Origin of the sequence: Gardnerella sp. DNF00571G, from assembly GCF_049262695.1 — a bacterium.
Taxonomy (GTDB): Bacteria; Actinomycetota; Actinomycetes; order Actinomycetales; family Bifidobacteriaceae; genus Bifidobacterium; species Bifidobacterium piotii.
Window position 1 is genome coordinate 175,968 of the sequence record NZ_CP058396.1, and the last position, 17,838, is coordinate 193,805.

16 protein-coding genes are annotated in these 17,838 nt (G+C 43.5%); 5 read left to right on the top strand and 11 right to left on the bottom strand.

Translation table 11 applies throughout. The features are described 5' to 3' along the window. Positions 1-4: 4 nt before the first annotated feature. Positions 5-1,234 (top strand): tRNA pseudouridine(55) synthase TruB, encoded by a 1,230-nt coding sequence (gene truB, locus HXT30_RS00835; RefSeq protein ID WP_422111602.1) that lies wholly within the window; start codon positions 5-7, stop codon positions 1,232-1,234. 105 nt (positions 1,235-1,339) lie between these two features. After that, positions 1,340-2,620, top strand: a complete 1,281-nt coding sequence (ribF, locus tag HXT30_RS00840) for a bifunctional riboflavin kinase/FMN adenylyltransferase (protein WP_422111856.1) — start codon at positions 1,340-1,342, stop codon at positions 2,618-2,620. On the opposite strand, the gene HXT30_RS00845 is transcribed toward ribF, so the two are convergent. The 3 genes from HXT30_RS00845 to HXT30_RS00855 all read right to left on the bottom strand — a co-directional run bounded on the left by HXT30_RS00845 (position 2,606) and on the right by HXT30_RS00855 (position 5,319). Beyond that, positions 2,606-3,412 carry an amino acid ABC transporter ATP-binding protein gene (locus tag HXT30_RS00845; protein WP_016635475.1) on the bottom strand — a complete coding sequence of 269 codons (807 nt, stop codon included), beginning with the start codon at positions 3,410-3,412 and terminating at the stop codon, positions 2,606-2,608. The two genes, ribF and HXT30_RS00845, sit on opposite strands and share 15 nt — an antisense overlap. Further along, positions 3,412-4,305: an amino acid ABC transporter permease gene (locus HXT30_RS00850; protein ID WP_422111603.1), complete on the bottom strand. Its 894-nt coding sequence runs from the start codon at positions 4,303-4,305 to the stop codon at positions 3,412-3,414. The genes HXT30_RS00845 and HXT30_RS00850 overlap by 1 nt, the downstream gene beginning before the upstream one ends. Positions 4,306-4,449: 144 nt before the next feature. Next, complete coding sequence (locus HXT30_RS00855; RefSeq protein WP_415701589.1) at positions 4,450-5,319, bottom strand: ABC transporter substrate-binding protein; 870 nt, start codon at positions 5,317-5,319, stop codon at positions 4,450-4,452. A gap of 385 nt (positions 5,320-5,704) precedes the next feature. Between HXT30_RS00855 and HXT30_RS00860 the strand changes: the two genes are divergently transcribed. Continuing rightward, positions 5,705-6,556: a nucleosidase gene (locus tag HXT30_RS00860; protein ID WP_422111604.1), complete on the top strand. Its 852-nt coding sequence runs from the start codon at positions 5,705-5,707 to the stop codon at positions 6,554-6,556. 19 nt (positions 6,557-6,575) lie between these two features. Here HXT30_RS00860 and HXT30_RS00865 read toward each other — a convergent pair whose 3' ends face one another. The 4 genes from HXT30_RS00865 to radA all read right to left on the bottom strand — a co-directional run bounded on the left by HXT30_RS00865 (position 6,576) and on the right by radA (position 11,651). After that, positions 6,576-7,112, bottom strand: a complete 537-nt coding sequence (locus tag HXT30_RS00865; protein WP_018642959.1) for a cupin domain-containing protein — start codon at positions 7,110-7,112, stop codon at positions 6,576-6,578. Between the two features lie 51 nt (positions 7,113-7,163). Then, complete coding sequence (locus HXT30_RS00870) at positions 7,164-8,585, bottom strand: amidohydrolase family protein (protein WP_115756900.1); 1,422 nt, start codon at positions 8,583-8,585, stop codon at positions 7,164-7,166. Between the two features lie 93 nt (positions 8,586-8,678). Continuing rightward, the gene (locus HXT30_RS00875) at positions 8,679-10,184 is read right to left on the bottom strand and encodes an adenosylhomocysteinase (RefSeq protein WP_422111605.1); all 1,506 of its coding nucleotides are present in this window, start codon (positions 10,182-10,184) and stop codon (positions 8,679-8,681) included. A gap of 33 nt (positions 10,185-10,217) precedes the next feature. Next, positions 10,218-11,651 carry a DNA repair protein RadA gene (gene radA / locus HXT30_RS00880; protein ID WP_422111606.1) on the bottom strand — a complete coding sequence of 478 codons (1,434 nt, stop codon included), beginning with the start codon at positions 11,649-11,651 and terminating at the stop codon, positions 10,218-10,220. Between the two features lie 91 nt (positions 11,652-11,742). On the opposite strand from radA, the gene HXT30_RS00885 reads away from it, so the two are divergent. Next, positions 11,743-12,375 (top strand): hypothetical protein, encoded by a 633-nt coding sequence (locus HXT30_RS00885; RefSeq protein ID WP_032817115.1) that lies wholly within the window; start codon positions 11,743-11,745, stop codon positions 12,373-12,375. A gap of 136 nt (positions 12,376-12,511) precedes the next feature. Further along, on the top strand, positions 12,512-12,601 hold the full coding sequence (locus HXT30_RS00890; RefSeq protein WP_004268639.1) for a 30S ribosomal protein bS22: 90 nt from the start codon (positions 12,512-12,514) through the stop codon (positions 12,599-12,601). A gap of 191 nt (positions 12,602-12,792) precedes the next feature. Here the strand turns inward: HXT30_RS00890 and rpiA are convergent, their stop codons facing one another. The 4 genes from rpiA to HXT30_RS00910 all read right to left on the bottom strand — a co-directional run bounded on the left by rpiA (position 12,793) and on the right by HXT30_RS00910 (position 17,685). Beyond that, positions 12,793-13,491: a ribose-5-phosphate isomerase RpiA gene (gene rpiA / locus HXT30_RS00895; protein ID WP_016635466.1), complete on the bottom strand. Its 699-nt coding sequence runs from the start codon at positions 13,489-13,491 to the stop codon at positions 12,793-12,795. Between the two features lie 133 nt (positions 13,492-13,624). Next, a complete protein-coding gene (locus HXT30_RS00900; protein ID WP_422111607.1) occupies positions 13,625-14,722 on the bottom strand; it encodes a ribonuclease H family protein in 1,098 nt (365 codons plus the stop codon). A gap of 125 nt (positions 14,723-14,847) precedes the next feature. After that, on the bottom strand, positions 14,848-16,521 hold the full coding sequence (gene pgm / locus HXT30_RS00905) for a phosphoglucomutase (alpha-D-glucose-1,6-bisphosphate-dependent) (RefSeq protein ID WP_422111608.1): 1,674 nt from the start codon (positions 16,519-16,521) through the stop codon (positions 14,848-14,850). 30 nt (positions 16,522-16,551) lie between these two features. Beyond that, complete coding sequence (locus HXT30_RS00910) at positions 16,552-17,685, bottom strand: diacylglycerol/lipid kinase family protein (RefSeq protein ID WP_422111857.1); 1,134 nt, start codon at positions 17,683-17,685, stop codon at positions 16,552-16,554. Between the last annotated feature and the right edge of the window lie 153 nt (positions 17,686-17,838).

Consider the following 17,838-nt stretch of genomic DNA (forward strand, 5'->3'; position numbering starts at 1 on the left):
GGCAATGAGTAGTCCTGAATTACCATCTTCTGGCATTTTGCTAGTAGATAAGCCAAAAGGCGTTACCAGTCACGATGTTGTATCTTTTGCGCGCGGCCTGTTGCACACTAAACGAGTGGGTCATGCTGGCACTTTAGACCCAATGGCAACAGGTTTGCTGATTCTTGGCTTTGGTAACGCCACGCGCTTGCTTAACTATTTGCTCGGTCACAATAAAACGTACGAAGCTGTGATTCGTCTTGGCGAGTCAACTAATACGGACGACGCAGATGGTGATGTTGTTTCAAGCGCGGATGATGAAAATGGCATTATAAACTTTGCAAATATTGATGAAATTCTTAAAGAATTGCGCGTTGTAATAGCAAAGAATTTTACTGGCTCGATTATGCAAACGCCAACATCTTTTTCTGCTATAAAAGTAAACGGCGTTCGCGCTTACGACTTAGCGCGTGAAGGTAAAGATGTTCATTTAGAGCCTAGAGAAGTTTTTATTTACGATTTTTCTTTGCTATATGCGCATTTTAGTGTGGGCGTAAGCGGCGCGAAAGTTATTGATGTGCGCGCAAGCGTTTCTTGCTCTAGTGGCACGTATATTCGCGCTCTAGCACGCGATTTGGGGCGTGTTCTTGGAGTTGGAGGACACTTAGTGAGCCTTAGAAGAACGCGTATTGGCGATTTTTCTATAGAAGATAGTCGCGTACTTAAGCTTAAAAGTGTTATTCGCACATTTACAGACAAAAATGGTGTTGTACAGTCTCGCGCGAAGGCTGTTTTAGACGATTCATACTATTCGCAAGGTTCATACGAATCGCAAGCTGCTAGCGATTCGCTGGTTTCTGGCGATTCGCCATCTGCTTTGCCAGCCTCATCGCCTCTAGAAAACACTCTTAATCAACGCTTGCTAAGCATGTTTGAATCTGCAAAATTGACTATGCAAGTAGTTGAAGTAAGTGAGAATCAAGCTAAAGACTTGCGATTTGGCAGAAAAATCACGATTTCTGCTATTAGTGCAAAAAATGCTGCAAAAAACGCGATTGCATACGTAAAAGCCACAAAAGATGAGCAAAACGATGTTGTTGCTGTTTTGCAGACAGCACAAAAGCGTCAAGCAACCGCAGATTTAAGCAGAACGGTTTCTATATCTCAAGCCAAAATTACAACAACAAACGAAAAAATCGAAAAAAATACAAATCAAATAGAAGCTAAACCAATTGTAGTATTTGTACAAAGCTAGTTTGCTGGTAAAATAGATGTTAGTGTGAAAATGGGGTTGCGGCAAAGTGGCGTCTAAAATAAAGCGATACCAATATTTGCGGCTCTTGCGAACAGTAAGGATATGATGAAGGTCATAGACATTCGACCAGATGCCAACGGTATGATTAGTTGGCCAACGTTGAGCGCTCAACGTAAGTCAGTTGTTACAATAGGTGTATTCGACGGAATGCATCTTGGGCATCGTAAAGTTATTGAGCGAACAGTGGAGATTGCGCGTAAAAACAATGCGTTCTCGGTTGTTATAATGTTTGATCCTCGTCCAAGCGTTGTGCACGAAAATCCAGATTTATTCGACGATTTTGGCGATGACGCGCAAATTCCAGTAGATTCGCAAGCGCTGACAAGCGTTCGCCAGCGGCTTAGAGTTTTACAGCAGTTAGACGTTGATCACGTTATTATAGTTCGATATAGCCTTGCTTTTGCTGCAAAATCGTACAGATTCTTCCTTGGTCAGCTGGTTGGAAAGCTTGGCATGCGCGCGCTTGTTTTGGGGTCGGATGCAGCTTTGGGCGCTAAAAGAGCTGGAAACGTTCATGCTATTAAAGAGCTTTCTCAAGCTACAGGCGTTTTTAGTCTTGTTGTTGTAGACGATTTTGGGCCAGGAGACGTTCGTATTCCAGACCCGATTGTTCCAGAGGTTCCTTTAGAAGGCGGAGAGCCAAAAGACCCTGCAGATGGCATGAATAAGGCGGAATATCGCGCTTGGAGCAAGGGTATGCCGAATAAAAAGGTTCGTGCTTGGAGCTCTACAAATGTGCGATGGATGCTTGCAAATGGTAGGGTTCGAGATGCTGGAGATATTCTTGGCCAGCCGCATAGAGTAGAAGGCATTGTTGTTCACGGAGCTGGTCGCGGCCATCAAATTGGCTTCCCAACTGTGAATCTTGGAGAGCGAATTGACGGATATATTCCTGTTGATGGTGTGTATGCTGGTTGGATCATTGATTTAGACGCAGACGAGCAAAATGGCGCTTCGTATAGCAGAAACATTCCTAGCGTGGGTGTTTTGCGTAAAGATGAGCTTCATCTTGGATCGCATTCGCCTTGGCGTTGGGCGGCTGCGATTTCAGTTGGCACTAATCCTACTTTTGAAGATGACGCATCAAACTCATCAAACTCATCAAATAGCGCGGATGCTTACGACGATACTCTAGAAGAGCAATCGTCTAATCGAACTGTTGAAGCATACGCGTTAACAGATAAGATTCAAGACTTATACGGGCATAGGGTTTGCATTGAGTTTGCGCGCTTCTTGCGCCCTCAGCAAGCATTTGACTCGCAAGAGCAGCTTAAGGACGCTATTAGCAAAGACGTTGAGCAAACGCGCGCGCTAGTGTCGGAATGATTTAAAGAAGTTTTGCGTTTCTGGGTCGCTGCAAGCGTCCATAACTTCGTACGGCGTGCCGTTTTCTGCAACAACGCCGTTTCTAAGCAAAACCACTCTATCGGCAGCTTCGTGCGCAAAATGCATCTCGTGAGTGGCCATTAAAATGGTTGTTCCTTGCTGCTTTAGCTCCGCAACCATGTCTAAAACTTCGCCAACAAGCATTGGGTCTAGAGCAGAAGTAATCTCGTCTAAAAGCAGGAGTTGTGGGCTTGTCATAAGTGCGCGAGCAATCGCCACTCGCTGCTGCTGTCCGCCCGAAAGCTGATCTGGGTAGGACTTCGCTTTATTTTCTAGCTTAATCCTAGATAGAAGCTCCATTGCGCGGCTTTCTGCGCGGTCTTTGCTCCAATGATGAACTTTTCGCGCAGCAAGAGTTACGTTATCTAAAACACTCATATGTGTAAAAAGATTGAATTGCTGGAACACAACTCCGATTTGAGACCTAATTTGATCTTGATTTATTCGTGGATCTGTAATATCTGTGTTTCCAAGCCAAACTTGGCCGTCGTCTACTCTCTCAAGCAAATTAATGCACTTCATAAGAGTAGATTTGCCGCTTCCAGAAGGCCCTAAAAGAGCCACCACTTCGTGAGGCGCAATATCAAAAGAAATACCCTTAAGAACAGGTGTTGAGTTATACGATTTTCTAATATTGCTTAAGCGCAAAACCGGAGTTGAATCCGTTTGGTTGCTTGTGTTCGTGTAATCACTCATTTGTTGATTTACCTTTTGATTTGTTACGTTATTCATCACACAGTTCCTCCGTTTAGCTCGCGCTTGCGAAGTCTTGCTGTATACCAATCGTTTAGAACAATAAACGGAATGCTCAGCGCTATAAATACAACGCTTGCTACAACGTACGGAGTGAAGTTATAAGAAGTTGCAACAGATATTTGAGCTGCTCGAACTGCGTCTACAGCGCCCAAAACAGATATAAGCCCTGCGTCTTTTTGCATTGATATAAAGTCGTTCATTAAAGCAGGAGCCACTTTTCTTAAGCCAAGAGGAATTACCACTAATCGCACAGTTTGACCAGATGTTAAGCCAAGAGACCTTGCAGATGCTCGCATTGACGGATGCACGTCTTCAAATCCTGCGCGCAATACCTCTCCAACGTATGCGGAGTAGCTCATAACAATAGCGATTGTGCCGAGTATTGCTGGTGGAATGCGTCCAAAAAGCTGTAATCCTGGTATGCCAAAGCCGATTAAGTAAAGAACAACAAGCATTGGTATGCCGCGCATAATGGTTGTGTAGAATTGCGCTATAGCTCGCAACGGAAAAAGCATTGGGCTTACGCTTGTGCGAATAACTGCGATTAAAGTTCCAAGTATTGCAACTCCGATTACAGCAAATACAAGCACTTGCAAGTTAAGAATTAATCCTTGCAAAACAGATGGCAAAGATAGCATAAAGTATTTGCCAGAAAAGAACGTTTCGCGCACTCTTGGCCAACCAGGGCTCATTGCAAGTGCCACAATGCACACGCCAAGTAATACTAAAGTGCTTATTATGCTTGTTAAAACAGATTTAAGATTCTGTTTTTTGCGGATTGCTCTGCGCTCAAGCTCGATATTGCTTAAAACGTATTCTCCAGCGTTGTTTGATTCGCGGGTTTTTGCATTGCCGTTAAGTATTGTCATTGGCGGCACTCAAGCCTTTCGACATAATCAACATAATGAATGATACGCACTATTGTAAGCACTTTTATGTGACGATTGGGTTACAAATTGCTTACAATAATGCGTATTGGTAATGACGTTGGTACGATTTTTATTTATTTTTATTTACTTAAGAACTGGCACGTTAGTTGTGTAATCTGCAAGCCACTTTTCTTGAAGCTTCTTCAAAGTGCCATCTTTTTCTAGAGCATTCACAGCCTTAGTAACGTCTGCAGTAAGCTTAGATCCTTTTGGAAGAACAAGGCCAGTTCCTTCCTTATCTTCCGATCCTGCAATCTGTCCAAGAACAACGCCATCTTTAACCTGCTTGCTGCGTACAATATTCACAGAAGATGGAGTATCTATAACAAGTGCGTCAATCTGCTTAGAATCAAGAGCCTGAACCAATGCGTCGTTATCGTTAAAGGTTTGAATATCGCTCTTAATCTTATCTTTAGCAAAGCTGTAGCTTGTTGTTCCAACCATTGCGCCAATCTGCGCGGTTTTAAGATCCGCTAAAGTCTTTGCGTTGGCAAACTTGCTGTCTTTTTTAACAACAACGCCTTGAGTTGCGTTGTAGTAGCTTGGCGAAAAGTCTACTGCCTTCTTGCGTTCTGCTGTAATAGAGAACTGCTGAAGGTTAAAATCAAAGTCCTTTGGCCCTGGAGTTACTGCGGAATCGAAGGTTGTGCGAACCCACTTAACCTTGTCTTTGCTGTATCCAAGTTTCTTTGCAACGGCGTATGCTACTGCAGATTCGTATCCTTTGCCGTTTTCTGGCTTGTTGTCGTACATCCAAGGTGTGTAAGTTGGCTGAGCTGTGCCGATTGTCAAAACGCCTGGAGTAATCGTCTTTTGGTTTGAATCTTGTGCGTTTTGGCTTCCGCATGCCGCTGTGCTAACCATTGATGCAACGGCTAATGCTGCTGCAGCGATTTTTGTAGCTGCGATTGCTACGCGGTTAGTATGCAAGTTGTTATGTACGAAAATAGCCATTTTTTCTCCTTGTTTTTGCTAAAACCTTAAAATTTTTCGCTTATTAGTTTTTTAAGCGATTTAAGTAGGTTTTGCGGCCGTACATTTGATAGTTTATAAGACGATGGACGCATTTAAGGCTTAATTGTTACAGAATTGTTATTGCGATTGTTTATAACGCGCTATATTTTGTTGATTTAATGGCGTAAATTTGCTCTATTTATGTTCAATTTTGTGATTATTAAGTAACGGTTACAATCGGTGTGTTGCGGCGTGTTGTGTGTTGCGGTGTGTCTTTACGATTTTAGAATCATAAACATTTGATTGTATTTAACTGTATTTGACTATATTTGATTTTGTTAGATTTTATTATATTAGACTTATTGAACTTATTTTAGGGGAGACTATGCAAAAGGAATTTTCAATCGGTAATTCTGGCGATTTTAGCAATCTTTCAAAACTTGCGATTATAGTGGCACTTCAAAAAGAGGCTCAGCCTATTTTGCAAGCGTTTAGTGGCGAATATAAGTCTTGGCAAGATTACGGTGTTACTTTTATTCGAGGTAAAATCGCCTCTAACAACAACGAAAATAGCGCGATTCTTACAATATGTATTGCTGGAATGGGAAAGTGTGCTGCAGCTGCTGCGGCTCAGGCGCTTATAATCGAAGCTAAGCCGCAAGTGTTGATTTTTAGCGGAATTGCAGGCGCATTAAATCCGCGTCTTAATGTTGGAGACATTGTTATAGGCAAGAATCTTCACTATTTAGAAACAAATACGCAAATTATTGCAGATTGTGCTCCATACAAAGAAGTTTTTGAATCGGATTCAAAGTTATGCGATTTAGCGGCAAATCAAGCGAAGTTATTAGGCTTTAGGCTTGAAAAGTCTTTGCAAGAATCATCTTCGGCTGCTTGCGATTCTTCCGCGGGATTTGAGCAAAGCGCGTCTAATAAGAGCGAAAATGGCGTTGCTTATGTTTGTGGAAACATAGCAACAAGCGACCAATTTAACACAGACCCAAAGATTCTAGACGCAGTTCGCGAAGAAGTTTTTGGTGATTGCGAAGAGATGGAAGGCGCTGCAGTAGCGCATATTGCAGCTAAAAATAGCGTGCCATTCCTTGCGATTCGCGCAATGAGTAATCGTTGCGGAGAATCATACGAATCGCTTGATGCGCATAAAGACGATTTAGTTCTTGCTGCAAATCGCGCTGCAAGTTTGACTTTGAGTGTTTTGAACGCGCTTGTTAAATAGCTTACGCTTGTTAAATAGCTTACTCGTTTTTAGGCGCTAAATTAAATCCGCTAAAAGTAAAACCAGGGCTTACAACGCAAGACACTAGAACGTCTGCGTTGCTAGGCACAGTTCGCTGCCATGTTCCAGCAGGAATCACAAGGTGACCGCGCGTAGATAAGCCGTTGTGTTCTTTAGTGTTTCCAAGCGTAAAACGTTGCAAATCCGCCTCCGCGCAAGGATTTACTCCGCAACCGCCAAGCTCAATCGTAAGATTTGCTGGCCCATGCCAAAGCCAAATCTCGTCTGCGTCAACTTTATGCCACGCGCTTGAATCGCCAGCTGGTAAAAGAAAGTAAATAAGCGATGCTAGTGGCCTTGGAGCGTTTGAACTAGAGTTTTCGTCAACTTTAGTATCACTTAAGTTTGCGCTCGCGTTTTCGTTGTTATTTGCGCTATACAGTTGCGATGCTTGCCAATCGCGAGCGTACCATCCGCCTTCTGGGTGGGCTTCTAAGTGCAATTCTTTAACAAGATTTTTTGCGTAATCGCTCATATCTTCTAATTTAATGCTCATAATATCTCCTGATATTTTCTGATTTATTTTGCGAGACTTATTAGTCAAGACTTATTGCGCAAAAGCGCCATTATTGTACACAAGATTTCCAGATATTACTGTTGCTTTTGCACTGCCTGCGCCGTGACGAACAAAATTGTGCAAAGTCTCTTCAACTCCTTGCGGCGAGCTTGTGTCTGTTGGAATGTTAAAGAATGCAAGATCGGCCGTTGCTCCAGCATTAATTTGACCAATTCTGTGTGGCCCTACGTGCAAGCCCATAACGCTTGCGCCGCCTAAAGTAAGCATGCGAATAATTCGATGCGTTAAATCATCTTTTCTATAGCCCTGTGCTGTTGCTAAGTCGTAGACTTTTGCAGCGTCGTCTAAAACGTCTAAAGATGGGGAAGAAGATAGTGAATCTGTACCAATCGCAAGTAAGTTTCCTTCTTCCATATAGTCGCGAATTGGCGCGTCTCGCTCTGTAACAGTAATGCGATTGGATCTTGGGCAAAGTGCCACTCCAACTCCGCGCTGGCGTAAAATCCTGCGGTCTTCGCCGTCCGCCCAAACGCCGTGCGCAATATGAACGTCTGGCCCCAAAGACCCAAGCTGATCCAAAAATTGAATTGCAGAAGCTGTCATTCCGTGCGATTTAAGTTCGCTATAGCTTTCCCAAACATTGCTATTCCAATCTGGAGCAGAATACGTAGTTAAGGTATCTGCGTGGTTTCCTGCCTCCATTGGTGTTTCCGCTAAGTGTATGTGCAAGCGCATGTTTAGCTGGCGCGCAATGTCTGGCAAATCCACAAACGGCTCTGTTTCTAGACTATAAGGCGCATGCGGGCTAATACCTATACTCGGTATGCTGCCGTTTTTCATCATATGCTCAAGCATTTCTAGCAGCTTAGCGTAGCCTTCTTCCTTCCAGTCAACGTTTTTCCAGCCCATTACCTCCCAATAGGCAATTCCGTGCATTCCCTGGCTTGCAAGCGCTCCAACCGCTTCAATATCGGTTACAATATCGGCAGCTGCTGTTGTGCCTGCCTCCACCATCATTCTTGCGCCTTCGTATGCAGAAGTCTTCCAAGTTGTTAGCGATGGATTTTTTTGTTTATCTTCTTGCAACTTGTCGTAAACAACGTTAAATCCTTGCTCCCAATCGTGGAAATTCCTATATTCTCCCTGCCCTACGCTTGCCATGTTTGTGTATTGCAAGTGCGTATGCGCATTTATAAGACCTGGCGTCATAAGACCGTGCCAATGCTTCTCGTTTCTAAACATTTGCATATAAGAATCACTTGGCATATCGTCTTTTAGAATATTAAGCACCCATTGACGCGTTCCAACGTGCACAACGCGTCCGTTAGATACTGCGACTGCACCTTCGGGGATTATTGGCCCTGTTACTGGAATAACCATTGATGCACTGTATAGTGTGACTTCTCTAAGTGGTGTTGGATGTGCAAGTTTGCGTATTGGGTCTGTAAGCATTGTGTTCCTTAAGGAATTACGTTGTACTACTTTTTGCTTTATCTTTATTCTATTATTGCTTAGATTTATTATGTTTTGGTTAATTGATTTATGCTAAATGTTTTCTTCTTCTGCGAATCGCGTTAAATCCCACTTGTAGCCATTGTTTTTGTTGGCTTCGCTTGCGCTATATCCGCGTTTTGCTAATGCGATGCTTGCTATTTGCTTATCGGAGTTTTCTGGAAGTTGGTAGATTCCAGAATTAAGGCGATTTTCGCCATTTTTATCGCCATTTTTATTGCCATTGTGCTCTAGCAAATACGCAACTGCGCTCACTTGAACAGCAAAACTAAAGTCCATAATCTCAATAGGATTTCCGCCGCCTGTAGTGTAATTTGTGCCGTCTCCTTCGCTTATTAGCGTAATTTGAGGACCGCACGGAACTTGGATTTTTCTTTGCGCGGTTCCAACAACTGGCTTAAAATCAGGGATTTCGTCTAGTGCAATCTCGTTTGCAATTCCACCAATAACAGCCAAAATCGCGTTTTCTTGCATATTTTGCATGTGTTGCAATGTAATAGTGTGACGAACTCCAGTCGCAGAAACAATCATATTGCTTGTACTAGCAGCGCATTCAAGATTTTTAGCTTCAAATCCGTCGAAAACTGCGCGTAAAGCTTGAACAGGATTTGTGTCGCAAATCGTAACTTTCGCGCCCAAAGCGCGTATTCTTAAGGCAAATCCGCGTCCAACTGGTCCGTATCCAACAACAGTTACTTTGGCATTGTTAAAGCATTCGCTTCCAAGAATTTGTTGCATTGTTGTAACGCATGTTTCTCCAGTTCCATGACGATTGTCAAAATCGGTTTTTAGAGCGCTATTATTTACTGCGATTACAGGGTAGTGCAAGTGTCCAGCTTTTTGCATTGCTTCAAAAGCGCGCACTCCGCTTGTTGTTTCTTCTGCAACGCCTATTAGATTTGCTGCGATTTGCGGACGTTCCAGGCTGGCTAGGCGCGCAAAACTAGCGCCATCGTCGATTATTATGTCTGGCTGTATCTCGTCTAGAAGTTTTAGAGCGCCTTCGTGCGTTTGTTCAGGAGACCAATCGCGGTTTGCTTGTACTAAAATGCCCTCTTTTTTAAGTTGATCTGCTACTCTCTGGTCGGTTTCGTCTGGGCCGCAAAAAACGCCAACAATCGCGCCGTGTGCGTGTAACTCTCTTAGTAGAACGGCTGTTTTTGGCTCTAACACAAGGCAAACAGCTATTCTAACGCCTTCTAAATTAAGACCATTTTCTTGTAAATTGTTAAGTAGTGTGCGCATTACTGGCATGTGGCTTTGTGCGTAGTCAATGGCATCTTTTCCACTTAAATTAGGCGCGTCTATAGTGGTTTCTAGGTTTTTTGCGCATATTTTTACGCAAAAATCAGCGTCTTCCTTAGAATTTACAGGAATTATTCCCCAAGATTGTGCGTTTTGCAAGAATTTTTGCGCATTGCTGTTGATGTTATCGCAGTTATTCTCATCAATTACATCTTCAATAAACACTCGCGAACCAGCAAGCGAGCGATTAGTTTTTTGCGAAGTAAACGAAGCCCATTTGCTAAAGTCAACCATATTAATCTCCTAATTAACCCTTTAATTAATCTCCTACAATCCCAGCGCGCTCAATGCTTCTTTAAGATTATTTACTTCAACTACATCAATTCCTTCAACGTGAATCTTTTTTTGCAAACTGCAAACAATCGCACGCTTATAGCCAATTCTGGCCGCCTCTTTAAGTCTAGTTTCCATTCTAGAAGCCGAGCGAACTTGGCCAGTCAAGCTAATCTCGCCAATTGCGCACGTAAACGGCAAAACTGGATTATTTTTTGCAGCGCTTGCAAGAGACGCCACTATTGCTAAATCGCAAGCCGGCTCTTTTGCTTTTGCTCCAGCAATCGTAGAAACGTAAATGTCTTTAGCAAGAAGATTCAATCCGCCATGCCTATACAAAACAGCTGTAAGCATAGCGATTCTGTTTGCATCTACTCCCGAAACTGCGCGCCTAGGAGCTGGCAAAACAGAGTCTGTAACAAGCGCTTGAACTTCAATAGCAAGGCTTCGATTGCCCTCTAATGTAAGAGTTACGCATGTGCCTTCGTTTTTGCAATCCTCGTTAGAAGACAAGAATAGGCCAGAAGGGTCCAGAACTTCCTCAATGCCGCATCCGCTCATGTCGAAGCAGCCAACTTCGTCTGTAGGTCCAAAACGATTTTTAACAGCACGAAGCATGCGCAATGCCGTTTGACTGTCTCCTTCAAATTGGCAAACCGTGTCTACAAGATGTTCAAGCGTGCGCGGGCCTGCAATCGAGCCGTCTTTTGTAACGTGACCAACTAAAAGCACTGGAATATTACAAGTTTTAGCAACGTCAATAAGCGCGCTAGCTACTTCTCTAACTTGAGTGGATCCTCCTGTAATGCCATCAACATCGCTAGAAACAATGGTTTGTGCTGAGTCAACAATTGCAAGAGTTGGCTTATATTTTTCGATTAGTGCTAAAGCTGTGTTTAAGTCTGTTGTGCTAGCAAGAAGAAGATTTTGACTTATGGCGTTTATGCGTGATGCGCGCAATTTTACTTGCGATTTTGATTCTTCGCCAGAAATGTATAGGACTATGCTTTCTTTGGATTCGCCACCATTTTTGGCCACTTTTCCAGCTGTTTCTAAAAGCAAAGTGGATTTTCCGATTCCTGGCTCGCCTGCTATAAGAGTTACAGACCCTGGAACAAGACCTCCACCTAAAACGCGGTCAAATTCACTAAATCCCGTGTGTATTCTAATTCCATTATCTGCTTGAATATTGCTAATAGGCTGTGCATCTACGCTAGAATCAAGGCTTAATGATGCAATTGCGTTAGCTTTTGCGCTTCTTGAATTTCTAGACGATCTTAAAGTTTTAGAAACGCCACTTTGCAACTTTGGCTCGCTAAACTCGCTTAGCGTACCCCATTCGCCACATTCTGGGCAGCGGCCGTACCATTTTGACCCACTCCAACCACATTCGGAGCATAAGTAATAAGTAGAAGATTTTGCAGCCATGATTTGACGCTAGCTGCATTTGTAGACATTTTACCGTCATACTTTTGTGAGATAATCCAAGTATGTTTAATAGTGTTATGTGGGGTAAAAAATGAATTCTTATACAAATAATTCTTCTACTTCTTCGCAAGGATTTTCTGCGTCTCATAACAATTTACGAAAAGTGCTTATTGTTGCATTAATAGTTGTTGTTTTGGCAATTGTTTCCGCGTTTGTTTGGCCAGGTTGGGCGTTAAATCACCAGCAAAATGCGCAACCTGCTAAAACGCAAGTGCCTTCTGCAAAAACGCCATCTATTAAGGCTAAAGATTTGCCTAGCACATCTACTGCGCTGTTAAAAGCTATGCCAGATACTGTTCTTGATTTTGCGCGTGTTGATGCTTCTGCTAGTGCAAAATGGTCTTCGGCTTCTCCTTTAGAAGAATACACAGTTAAGTATTCAACTGGAGAATCTGGAAGTGATGTTTCGCTTGTTGTTGCTCAATGGAGCAGTCGTGACTTAGCGAATAAACAATATGAGCTTTTGCTAGATGGTTTAAGTGGAGTAGATGTTGCTTCTGGAAAAATTCAAGTTTCTGGAAAAACCACTGGCAGCTATGTGTTAAAGACTGAGTCGGGAAATAAAGCTAAAGCTAGTGCCATTTGGCAAAACGACACAGCTGTGTTTGAGTTAACTGGATCAAAGCAATCTGTTGAAAGATTCTATAAGCAATTCCCAATGTAAAATTTGCAAAATATAAGCTGTTTTGCATGTGTTTTGTATATGTTTTTGTAAAACTTTGCTTTAGGATTTTCCAAAGTCGTCAAAACGGTGTAACATTAGGCAAGTTGCACACTTTACATATGAATGGAGGCTTCAGATGGGTTCTGTCATCAAGAAGCGCCGCAAGCGGATGAGCAAGAAGAAGCACCGCAAACTGCTGCGTAAGACTCGTCATCAGCGTAAGTAATAGCTGTTTGGCGCGCCTGCCCGTTTGGGCACGTAATACTTTTGAAAGCGTTGGATTTTTCCAGCGCTTTTTTATTACGATTGAAAATTACCATGATTGAAGAATGCAAAAAATTTCCCGAAAATGTACGTAAAACAGTGGATTTTACGTACACTCTCGGGAAATGATTGGTTAAATATTAGATATGCCGTTTACTTATTTGGGTTTGTAAGCGTGCGCGGGCCGTTTGGATCTCCAACAATCACAGTATCAACCATGTTAAGGAACAGTCCGTGTTCAACAACGCCAACAGTTTCAATCAAGTCTTTAGCAAGCTCTTGTGGGTGGTCGATGCGCTCCAAGTGCAAGTCAACAACAAAGTTGTTCTCGTCTGTGCGCACTTCTTTGCCGTTTGCATCCAAGCGCAAAACTGGCTTGTATCCACGCTTCTCGAACTTACGAATCACTTGAGCAGAACCAAATGGAATCACTTCAACAGGCAGTGGGAACTTGCCGATTGTGTCTACAACCTTGCTTGCGTCAACAATCCACACAATGCGATCGGAGTTGATTGCAACAATCTTTTCCCAAAGAAGAGCTGCACCGCCGCCCTTAATGCCGTTAAAGTTTTTATCAACTTCGTCTGATCCGTCAATCGTAACGTCAATATGGTCAACATCGTTAATATCTAGAATCTTAATTCCGTAGCTTTCTGCCTGCTCTTGCGTGCGACGAGAAGTTGTAACTCCCGTAAAGCTCAAGCCTTCTTCTTTAACTCTGCGGCCAAGCTCGTCTACTAAGAAGCGCACTGTAGAGCCAGTGCCAAGTCCAACCATCATGCCATTTTGTACGATTTTTGCGGCCTCAATGCCAGCTGCTTTCTTTAGCGCGTCTTGTTGTGCTTTATCCATTTGTGCCTACTTTCTTGCTTTTGGCAGGTTATTACCACGCTATTTTGCGCGATTGTGTGCGATTTTTAGCGATTGCTAATCGCATCTGTTCCATACATATTACATATTAGTCTGCTTTAAGATTTTTGTTTTGTTATTTTTCGCATTTGTTTGCGTTTGTTTGCATATAAAACTCGCTTGGCTCTAGGTTAAAAGTGCCATCTGGCATAACGTATCCGCTTAACTGTATTGTGCCTGTTATAAATCGTGGATTCCCGTTAAAACTTGGGCTTGTGTTTGGAGCAGGCGTGAATTGCAATGTTCCGCATACGCGTAATCCTGGAACTGCTTTATATTTTTGTTCTGATTTATTTTGTGATTCGTTATTTTGTGATTCGTTATTTTCATGCAAATCTTCGGTTGCTTGCGATTCGTCTGTGCCTTTTGGTTTGTCTGTGTCTTTTGATTCTTCTGTGGCTGGCGATTCATCATTTGCATTAATGATTTTTGTAGTTAAATCGCAAGCAGCGTTGTTGTTTGCGTGGTGAGTGGTGGCAGCATCGCTAAATGTTTCACACTCTGTTTCACGGCTTGTTTCACGCGTATTATCGCCATTAAAATCAGGATTAATATCTTCTCCAACGCATCTGCCAATGTGGTATTCGCTACTAGAAATTGTGCCGTCTAATAGCATTTTTGCGTCTTGCGGAACGTCAACGCCATCTGAATATGCAGAAGAAATCAACGATTTCCATCCTTCTAATGGCAAATATCCATCCTTCAATTTGCTTCGGCAATCTTCAGCATAAGTTCTAGCAAGCTCGTCAACTTTCTCATTTCCAGCGTTTCCAGCGTGTCCCTTAACCCAAACAAACTTAACGGAGCCTTTGCGCTTACAAATCTCTTCGTCAATTGCGCGAATAAGTTCTGCATTTTTTACAGGCTCTTTTTTGGAGTTTTTCCAACCGTTCTTTTTCCAACCGTGAATCCAAGTTGTTGCACAATTAATCGCATATTGCGAGTCGCTTTCTATCGTTAAAGGCTCGCTTCCAGGGTGTGCTCGCAAAGCTTCTAGAACTGCGCATAATTCGCCTATTTGATTCGTGCCGTTAGTAGCTCCGCCTGCATCTGCGTTTCCAGTGTGATTGTGCTCGTGAGCGTTGCCTGCTTCGTCTATGTGGTCTGCCCAGGCCCAACCCATTGATCCGTTTGGGTTTCCCAGAGCAGATCCGTCTGTAGAAACAACAATCATTGTAAAACCTTTCAAAAAATGCGCTGGCAGCATAGCAACCAGCGCATATAGAAGCTGTTAACTTCGACTAATCGTAAATCAACTTCGACTAGCCTCAGTCAATTTTAACTAATCGCAATTAAGCGTTACGCTAAAGCCTTGTCTACTACAGCAGTAGCTTCCTCAAGCACCTTATCTAGCGCTTCTGGAGAAACGAAGGATTCAGCATAAACCTTGTAAATGTTCTCGGTACCAGATGGGCGAGCAGCGAACCAATTGTTCTTAGTTGTAACCTTCAAACCGCCAATCTTAGCGCCGTTTCCAGGAGCTTCCGTAAGCTTTGCTGTAATATCTTCGCCAGCAAGCTTAGTTGCTTCAACGTCGTTTCCGCTTAGAGCTGCAAACTTTTGCTTTTGCTCAAGAGTGGTTGGAGTATCCACGCGCTTGTACCAGCTTTCGCCAAAGCGAGCAACCTGGTCTTGATGAAGCTGAGCAGGATTCTTGCCAGTCTTTGCAGTGATTTCTGCAGCGAGCAAATCAGGAATCAAACCATCTTTATCGGTGGTCCACACGCGGCCATCCTTGCGCAAGAAGCTCATGCCAGAGCTTTCCTCGCCGCCGAAAGCAACTTCGCCACTAAAGAGAGGCTCAACAAACCACTTAAAGCCAACAGGAACTTCCACAAGCTTTGCGTTAATAGAAGCAGCTACGCGATCAATCAAAGAAGAAGACACAAGCGTCTTGCCGATTGCAGTATTCTTTGGCCAACCTGGACGAGCGCCGCCGAACAAGTATTCCACGCACACTGCAATGTAGTGGTTTGGATTCATAACACCCCAGTTAGGGCACACAATTCCGTGGCGGTCGGCATCTGGATCGGTGCCGCCAACCAGATCGTACTTATCCCAAGCGCCAGCGTTAAGCTGATCAACTAAGCCCTTCATTGCGTAAGGGGAGCTTGGATCCATACGAATCTTGCCATCGTGGTCAATTGTCATGAATCGCCAAGTTGGGTCAACATCTGGGCGCACAACGCCAATGTTTAAGCCGTACTTTTCGTTCATAAGTGGCCAGTAGTTTACGCTTGCGCCGCCGAGTGGGTCAATTCCCAAGCGCACGCCGCTAGAGCGAATTACATCGAAGTCAATAACGTTTGCCAAATCGCTAACGTAGTGTTCGCGGTAATCGAAGCCTTCAACCAAATCAGACTTGATTGCTTCCTCGAAAGGCACGCGCTTAATGGACTTGTAATTGTCGAGCAATTCGTTTGCGCGGTTTGCAATCGCATTAGTTACGTCTGCTGAGGCAGGGCCGCCAGTTACAGGGTCGTACTTAAAACCGCCGTCGGTTGGAGGATTGTGTGAAGGAGTGACTACAATGCCGTCGGCCAAGCCGTCTCCGCTAAAGCGCTGAGTGCCATCTGCTGCGCGGTTATGTGTCAAAATAGCTTGCGACACAACAGGAGTTGGTACAAAGTCGCCGCGAGAATCCACACGAACGTGAACTCCGTTAGCAACCAAAACCTCGATAGCGGTTTTTTGAGCAGGCTCCGAAAGAGCGTGCGTATCTCTACCAATATAAAGTGGGCCAGTTACGCCAGCCTTCTTGCGGTATTCGGCAATGGCTTGTGTGATTGCAACAATGTGAGCTTCGTTAAACGAAGTTTTTAATGCAGAACCACGGTGACCAGACGTGCCGAAAATAACGCGCTGTTCTGGAATGTTGGAATTTGGAACTTCATCGTAGTAAGCGCCAATCAAAGCGTCAACGTCTACTAGATCTTCTGGGGTGGCGGGCATTCCCGCATTTTTTGCTACCATAATTTTTTATTTTGCCACGGCGACGGTATTTTAACGTAAGTCGGCGGTATTTTGAGTTAAAGAAGATTGCAAACTCTCTGGCACGCGCACGCATAATGCTCGTTTATCTACACTAAAACGCAAGTGTTTTGTGTAGCCTAAAATATCTCCGTCAACTTGCACGGGAGCCGATCTCTCAAGCTTTACAGTAGCTGCCAGCCCCTGCGATTGGTCAATCTTGGAGTTTGTAGAAAGTGGGCTTTGTTGCGCTTTTCCGGTAACGGTTTGGTGCACAACATCTCCAAATAAGTTAGCCCATCCAATTAATCCGCCAGAAGTGTCAATAATCTCAAAGTCGAGTATGCCATCGTCGTAAGCTGCATCTGGCATAAGTGAAAACATTGGAATCTGTCCGCAATTTCCAGCCATAAGCGTGCGGAAAGATATTGCTTTAGATGTGTAATCCGTTCCATCTTTGCGCGTAAAAGTAACGTCTCCGCGGTATTTTGGCGCAAATAAGTGTTTAACGCCTGCAACAAAGTATGCAAGCCAGCTTATGTTCTTTTTAAGCGCAGGATTAGTGTCGTCTATCATAAGCGCGTCGAATCCAATTCCCGCAATAATCAAGAACGCATGACCGTGATCTTCGTACGGCTTGTCGAGTATAAAAACGCGACCAACGTCAACAAACCTAGATCCATGGCTAGTTGCCACTTTTAGCGCGGCTTGAACATCGTCTACAGGAATCCCCATGTTTCGCGCAAACAAATTTCCCGTTCCAATTGGAATTATTCCCATTGCGTGGTTTGTGCCACTAACTGCGCTCGCAACTGTTCTAACAGTGCCATCTCCGCCAACTGCAACAACAACATTTGCGCCATTTTCCAAAGCTTCTAGTGCGCATTCGCGCCCGTCTTTATTAAGCTGTGTATCTATTATTTCGTACGTAAAATCGTTAGAAGCACAGTAATCTTTAATGCTTTTTCGGTATTCTTCGGCTTGCGGTTTAGAAGGATTTAGTATAAAAGCATAGTGAACGCTGTCTCCATGCCTTTCTGCCAGTTTTTCTGCTAAATGATGCTTCTTCAGGGTACGCGTAACTATCATGATGACGAATGGCGCAAAAACTAGCGCAAAAACAATCACCATTAATGCAATTGTTGCTTGAATTGGCATATCTGGCATATTCTCATTTTTGCACATATATTCGAGTTGTGGGGCATTATTTTTCTAATAATTTCCAATATTTAATTATTTTCACATTTTCATTACGTGTTTAGCGCATTTTGACTGCGCATTTTTACTGTGTATCTAATATATGTCGATTTATATGGCGAT